Consider the following 8,012-nt stretch of genomic DNA (forward strand, 5'->3'; position numbering starts at 1 on the left):
GCTAAAAAAGCATTTGCTGTTAATTTAGATAATTCAGAAGACCATAAATTAGTTGTTATTATTTTGTTCTTTGGAACCCAATTTGAATAAACCTCAACTAATGATTGAATTGCCTTTTGTCCTTCTACAGTACTATCACCACCAATAAGTACCCTATCAGGATTAAAAAGATCTTCAATTGCAGTACCTTCTGCTAAAAATTCAGGATTTGATAAAATTTGATATTGTACTCCATTGCCTGTATTGGTCAAAATCTCTTTAATCGCACTAGCTGTCCTAACCGGAAGGGTAGATTTTTCTACCACTATTTTATCGGTTTTTGCCACTTTAGCGATTTGACGAGCACAAAGCTCAATGTATTTTAAATCGGCAGCCATTCCTTTTCCTTCACCATAAGTCTTCGTTGGTGTATTTACTGAAATGAAAATCATTTCTGCTTCATCAATAGCTTGTTCTACGTTTGTTGAAAAGAATAGGTTTCTTCCTCTGGCTTCTTTAACAACTGCTGCTAAACCAGGTTCATATATAGGTAATTCATCAAAATTTGCACTATTCCAAGCGTTGATTCGAGATTCATTTATATCAACTATAGTTACTTTTATGTGTGGGCATTTTTGAGCAATTACAGCCATTGTAGGCCCACCTACGTATCCAGCACCTATACAGCAAATATTTTTTATAGTCATTCTAATAGATTTATTTGTATACTTTTAATTATTGCAAATTTAAGCAAACAAATTTAAGATAATATTTTATCTTGACCTCAAAATAATATAATTAATGTAACCCAATAAAAATTTGTGTTTTAAAATACTATATCTTAATAGAATTATAATATTCTATTGTTTTGATAACATTGTATTCGGTATCAAAAGGCATTTTAGTTATTTGAAGTTCATTTTTTAACTTAGCGCAATTGACTACTCTAGAATGTGATTTTTCGTATAATTTTTTCGAATTAAAGTCCCAATTAAAAATATTTCCCATTTTAGCAATAAGATTCAATACTCCTTTAGGAAGTTTATAGATCGATGCTTTTTTTTCCAATACGTTTGCTATCCAATTTACAAATTCTATAGAGCCAATTGGTTCATCATCTGCAACATTATATACCCCTGACGAAACTAAGGAGTTTTCTGTAATTTGGTATATAATTTCAGTTAAGTTATCTATATTACAAAAAGATTGTTTGGTATCCAGCGCTCCATAAAACCATGGGAATTTTTTACAATAAATAAAAGTATTGTGCAAAACGCTTTTGGTCTCTCTTCCATATAATGGTGCTACCCTGAGAATAATTGCGCGTTTGCCTTCAGGTAAATTTTGTTTTTGAATGAATTGTTCAGCATCAAGTTTTGATTGTAAAAATGGATTTAAAGGATTTACATTGGAAGCTTCTGTAATTTGAACTATTTGTTTGTCAACCAATTCAGTTGTACTTAAAAAAATAAATGTTTTGGCGTTTGAACTTAAAAAATAACGAAACAACTTAGAAGTAAGTTCTGTATTTACCCTAAAATATTCTTCATCAAAGGCACTGTCTTGTGTATTTTGATTTATAGCAGCCAAATGAATAATCGTTTCTGTTTCCTGAGGCATCATTTTATACCAATTTTGAAAACGTAACGATATGGATTTGTTTTTCTTTGATTTTGCGTTATAAAATTTTGTTAGGTTTTGACCGATGTAACCTGTGGTTCCCGTCAATACTATTAGGCTCATATTTATTTTTTAAGAATGCTAAATTACAAAATAATTCATATTGTCAATTGAATTAGTGGTAATTTAAATACTAAAAAAAAATATAATTTACTATAAATCAAATATTTACAGTAAATAAAAATTAAAAAAATGAGGGTATAATTGTGAAAAATAAATATATTATATTTATAAAAACCCCAAAAAAACAATGTTCTTTTGGGGTTTTTATACTAAAAGAACTCGTAGTTACAATTTAAAATACAATTCTAAAGAATGCTGAATCATATTATTTCCAACTGTATTTTTCTCAGCAGCAAATTTTCCAAGAGTTTGAACTCTTACACCATATGTTTCGGTAATTTGATATCCTAAAGAAAGTCCTGTATTAAAACTTTGGTTTGGATTTCCTCTTGTCCAAGCATTTCCTATACCAAGAATTGGCTCAACTGAAAATTTACTTGGTAATTTTATCAATCTAGCTACATTGTATCGAGCATTCAAATCAAATCCAAAGTACGATAAATTCGCATCAATTGCTTGCCCATTTTGCTGTACATCTTTGTCTAATCTATTCATTGTAAATTCAGAAGATACAGATAAATTAGTATTATAATAATACTGAACTGATAACTTAGAAAAACCTAGAGTTGCATTCCAATTAGAAAAATTGAAATATTCATCATTTCCAGAACTTGTATTATCAATGAAGTTTACCCCGGCACCTATAACCCATTTTGATTCTTTTTTTGTTACTTGAGCAAAAGAAAATGTTGACACCATAAACAATGCTAAGATTACTACTTTTTTCATATTTGTATAAATTTATTATAATTAATTAAAACAAATTTAGTAAAAATATTTAATAACCCATTGTTTTTATTGATTAGTGGAAATAATAAAGTTCTTTATTTGATCTATCCCAACTCTTTTCGCTGTTATAGTCTTGTTTTTATCTAGTATATAAATAACTGGTGTTGAATAAATATCATATTTATTAACTAGATTATTTATATTTATTTTCAAAAACTTATTATTTTATTATAAATTTAAATAATAATTTTTAAAATGCCCAAAATAATTTGATTTTAAAAATTTTAGTATTGAAAAAGTGATTTCCGTTCTATATTTTTTCGTAAATTTGTTGAGATAAATCACTTTACCATTGATAAACACAATAAAAAATACTATATTATTATTTGTTGTTTTTCTAATCCCTACTATGGCCATTCAGGCCGAAACAACATTACTTTTGACTAGTTTTAGCACTAATCCTGCTGCAGATAATGGCATCGTAACCATTTGTCAAGGGCAATCCATAACTTATACTAACACATCAACAGGAGTGGGAACTAACCCCACATTTGCTTGGACGTTTCAAGAAGGAAGCACCGCAACTGCTACTACAGCAGGACCGCATACTATTACTTACAATTCTTCTGGAACATTTACTACAACCTTAACAGTAAATGGCACTAGTAGTAGTGTGAATGTGGTTGTACTTAATAGTCCAACTCCAAGTTTTTCTTTAGGTTCAAACTGGGGAACCACTACATTTAATAATACAACGTATTTTAGCAGATGTAGTATTACAAGTGGAAATGTAAATTTCACATTTTCAACGGATACACAAAATACTAATTCTAATACAGTACATACAATAAATTGGGGAGATAGTACTCCTGCTACAACTTACACGGGAGTAAACATACCAGGGGATAGTCACTCCTATCCTAGAGGATTATTTACAATCTCTTACACTGTTACATTAGAAAATGGATGTTCTAAAACTAAAACTTTCAATGTATTTATTGGGGCTAGTCCAAGTGCTTCAGTAGGTACAGCAGGAACTCCTGTACTTTGTGATCCTAGTAGTGTTGTATTTAATATTTTTGCAGGTGCACAAAATACAAACGGTACAATTTATTCGTTTCAAGTAAATGACGGCTCACCCATACAAACTTATACTCATGAACAATTAATTGCTCTTGGTGGCCAATTTAATACAATTTTAGGCCAATGGATCTTTCAAGTAACTCATAATTTTAATATTGTATCATGTAATACTAATTCCAATATAAATGGCTCGATTTATTATAACTCATTTCAGGCTTCAGTAACCGTTTCAAATCCTTGCGGAACAAGCTCAAATTCTAATGGTCCCTATTATATTCAATCTAAGCCAGAAGCTGATTTTAGTTCAAATCCAGCAAACAATAATATTTGTGTAAATACTTCAATAATATTCACAGATACAACTATTAATGGTGCAAATATTTCATCTCAAGGACCTGGAGTAACCTTTACATGTGATAATACTTATAATAAATATTGGACAATTCAAGGACCAAATGGTATAATACCCGCAACTACGTCTGGAATTATTTCAACTAATTCCTTTGTTAGTGTTGTTGGTAATTTAGGTTTTAATTTTAATTCTCCAAATAATCCAGAAGATTGGACAAGTTCTGCATCTAACACATTACAAGTAACTTTTTTACAACCTGGAACATATACGATAACACTATATGCAGGTTCTAACAATTGTGGAATTACATCTCAAACAAGAACCATTTGCGTCAACCCAGAAGTTAATGCTGATTTTACAATGAGTCCTACTACTAATCCAGCTACTTACTGTGCACCAACAACAATAACTTTAGATAATTTATCAAGTGTACCAGGATGTACCAATACCAATGTGTATTTATGGCAAGTAACACATACCAATCCTCAAAGTTGTCCAAATGCTACAAGTTCAGGATGGAGTTTTACCTCAGGAAATGCTTCCTCTTTTGAGCCTGAAATTACATTTACTAGCGCAGGAGTATATACCATTCAATTGACAACTTCCCTACAAAACGCTGTGACTGGAACATCATGTCAACCCAAAGTAAGAACCCAATTCATAACCATTAAGGATAAACCAAGAACTACACTAACACAACAAACTATTTGTGAAGGGACTACAATTACATTAAATCCAACCGTTTTTAATTGTTATGCTACGCAAGCGGTTACCTATTTATGGGGTTTTGGAAGTAATCCACCCACATCAATATCTAGTACAACTTCAAGTAATCCAACCGTAACATTTGCAACAGCAGGGACTTATAATTACACCTTAACACTAACCAACGAATGTGGTAGTAATACGTTTTCAAGCACTATTTATGTAGATCCTGCCGTACAAATTTCAGCGTCTGGCCCTATAGCCACTTGTCTAAACACTGGTATTCCTTTAACAGGTTCGATAACTGGTGGGGCCACTACAGGAATTTGGACTGCATCCATAACAGGTGGAACATTTTCGCCAAATGCAAATGCTTTATCTCCTATTTATACACCTCCAGCTAATTATGTTGGAACGATAATCTTTACGTTAACATCTGCTGATCCTCTGGGACCTTGTCTTGCAAAAATAATTACGTTTTCGGTAAGTGTAGATGCTCAAGCTACTGCTGAAGCCGGTACATACAATCCAGTATGTCAAAATGGATCTTTACAATTAAATGGAGTCGTTGGCGGTGCCGCTACATCTGGAAGTTGGACTTCTTCAAATGGAGGAACTTTTTCCGATGCTACAAGTTTAACAAGTACCTATTCGCCTCCAGCAGGTTTTACAGGAACAATCGTTTTAACATTAACTACAAATGATCCCCCGGGACCTTGTGATCCGAAAACAGATGACGTAACAATTACCGTAATTCCTACTCCAACTATCAATTCAATTAATGATGTTGTTGTTTGTCATAATGGAAGTGTGGGGCCTATTTCTTTTTCTGGTACCAATGCAACTAATTATTCTTGGACAAATAGTAATCCAGCTATCGGACTTGCAGCTTCGGGAACTACTGCAATTAGTTTCACAGGAACAAACACAGGAAATGCTCCTATCTTTGGAACCATTACTGTTACACCATTTAATACTAGTGGAGCAACCTCATGCCCTGGAACACCAATAACATTTACAATTACGATCAATCCAAGAGGACAAGTTAATACCATTCCTGGACAAGTCGTTTGTAATGGTGATTCTGTAACCATAGCTAATTTTTCAACTACCAATACTGGCGGAACGACAACCTATTCATGGACTAGCAGTAACCCTTCTGTAGGATTAACAACTCCAGGAAACGGAGATATTCCAGGATTTACAGCAAATAATACCACTACAGCCCCTATAAGTACAGTAATTACAGTAACACCTACTTTTGAAAATGGTGGAGTGAGTTGTGTAGGGACGCCTAATACAATTACAATTACGGTAAATCCTACTGGTCAAGTTAACCAACCAAATAATTTTGTGTTTTGTGCTGGAACACCATCGACTTCTATTCCGTTTACAAGTGTAAATACTATTGGAACAACAACCTATTCATGGACTAATGATACTTTAGGAATAGGGCTAGGTGCTTCAGGAACTGGAAACATTCCAGTATTTACTCCTGTTAATAATACAACGAGTCCAATTACAGCAACTATAACAGTCACGCCTACATTCGAAAATGGTACTAAAAGCTGCGTTGGGACTTCTAAGACATTTAATATAACCATTAATCCAAGAGGTCAAGTAAATACTGTTTCAGATATTATAGTTTGTAATGGAGACCCAGTTTCAGCAATAACTTTTACGAGCGATAATACTGGTGGAACTACTACTTTCAATTGGGTAAACATCGCTCCGTCAATAGGATTAGCAGGGAATGGTATAAACAGCACACCTTCATTCACAGCAGTAAATAATGGTACAACTCCTATAACTGCAACTATCACAGTAACACCTCAATATACAAATTCTATCACTTGTAATGGCGCACCATTTTCTTTTACAATAATTGTATATCCTTCCGCAAAAGTAACTACTGTTCCGAATAAAACGGTTTGTAATGGGGCTACTCTAGCAGCCATAAATTTTGCTACTTCAAATATTAGTGGAAGCACTTCTTACTCATGGACGAATGACACTTCAATTATTGGTTTAGCAGCTTCGGGTAATGGAAATATAGCTGCATTTTCAGCTGTAAATTTAGGAACAAGCCCAATTGATGCAACTATTCAAGTTACACCAAGTTATACCAACAATGGAATTATTTGTAGTGGTTTACCAACAAGTTTTACCATAACCGTAAATCCAACAGCACAAGTAAATGCTGTTGCTAATCAAATTTTGTGTACTGGAACTAGCACTACTACAGTAGCTTTCTCAACTATCAATTCAGGAGGAACAACATCATACAATTGGACAAATTCAAACACTGCAATTGGGTTAGTGGCATCTGGTTCTGGAACTATTAATGCATTTAATGTTACGAACATAACACCTAATCCAATAACAGGTATAATTACCGTGACTCCCTCTTTTTCAAACGGAACACCTGCTTGTGCAGGACCAACACAATCGTTTACAATTACCGTAAACCCAAGTCCAGCGGTTACCTTCTCACCTACTAATCAAATCATTTGTTCAGGTGATACTTCCGCTTTAGTGAATTTAAGTAGCACTACTTCTGGAGCAACTTTTGCTTGGACCGCTGTGCAACCAACAGGAATTACTGGAGTAACCACTTCGGGAACCAATACCATACCTGCTCAAACTTTAGTAAATGTTACTAATGCGCCAATTACAATTACCTATGCAGCTGTAGCATCAACTAACGATGCTTCTGCGTGTGCTGGAATTACCTATAATTATACCATTACTGTAAAACCAAGACCAAATATTACCGAAAGTTTTACTGATGCAATTTGTAGTAGTGGTACGTTTTCAATAACACCAGCTAATTCAACTTTAAATAGTATTCCCATAGGAACTACATATTCTTGGAGTACGCCTGCCGTTACAAGTGGAATTACTGGCGGTGCTTCTGGAGTAAATCAAACAACTATTGGTGGAACATTAATAAATCCAACCAATACCGTTCAAACAGCAACTTATACAGTTACACCAATTTTTAATGGTTGTTCAGGAAGTACTTTTACCGTTGTAATTAGTGTGAATCCGAAACCTTTTATTGCTAATGTAACACATCCTTCTATTTGTTCAGAAACAGCATTTTCAGTTACGCCAACTAATGGTAGTGGAAATATCGTACCAACTGGAACAACTTATACTTGGACTATCAGTACAAATGCAAATATCACAGGTGCAAGTGCTTCTACCACTGCTGGAATTAGTACTATTAGCCAAACACTTACCAATACATCTAATACGGCTCAAACTATTACTTACACTGTAACACCAACTTCTGGTGATACCGGGAATTGTGTGGGAAGTACTTTTACCATAACTATTGTTGTAAATCCGAAGCCTT

3 protein-coding genes and 1 pseudogene are annotated in these 8,012 nt (G+C 33.6%); 1 reads left to right on the plus strand and 3 read right to left on the minus strand.

Annotation, left to right across the window (positions count from 1 at the left end; all coding sequences use genetic code 11):
- From ACIQZC_RS07490 to ACIQZC_RS07500, 3 genes and pseudogenes are all read right to left on the minus strand, one after another.
- Positions 1 to 686 (minus strand): annotated as a pseudogene (locus ACIQZC_RS07490) (nucleotide sugar dehydrogenase); the annotation flags it as partial.
- A gap of 127 nt (positions 687 to 813) precedes the next feature.
- Positions 814 to 1,722: an NAD-dependent epimerase/dehydratase family protein gene (locus tag ACIQZC_RS07495; RefSeq protein WP_396138615.1), complete on the minus strand. Its 909-nt coding sequence runs from the start codon at positions 1,720 to 1,722 to the stop codon at positions 814 to 816.
- 225 nt (positions 1,723 to 1,947) lie between these two features.
- A complete protein-coding gene (locus ACIQZC_RS07500) occupies positions 1,948 to 2,511 on the minus strand; it encodes a hypothetical protein (RefSeq protein ID WP_396138616.1) in 564 nt (187 codons plus the stop codon).
- A gap of 409 nt (positions 2,512 to 2,920) precedes the next feature.
- Between ACIQZC_RS07500 and ACIQZC_RS07505 the strand changes: the two genes are divergently transcribed.
- Positions 2,921 to 8,012, plus strand: a 5,092-nt coding sequence (locus tag ACIQZC_RS07505) for a beta strand repeat-containing protein (RefSeq protein WP_396138617.1), incomplete at its 3' end; no start/stop codon positions are given.

Source organism: Flavobacterium sp. (assembly GCF_044338735.1).
Taxonomy (GTDB): domain Bacteria; phylum Bacteroidota; class Bacteroidia; order Flavobacteriales; family Flavobacteriaceae; genus Flavobacterium.

What these genes read in the sequence shown, in the direction of transcription:
- ACIQZC_RS07500 (WP_396138616.1), bottom strand. Translation starts at nt 2,511, where the DNA reads ATGAAAAAAGTAGTAATCTTAGCATTGTTTATGGTGTCAACATTTTCT.
- ACIQZC_RS07495 (WP_396138615.1), bottom strand. Translation starts at nt 1,722, where the DNA reads ATGAGCCTAATAGTATTGACGGGAACCACAGGTTACATCGGTCAAAAC.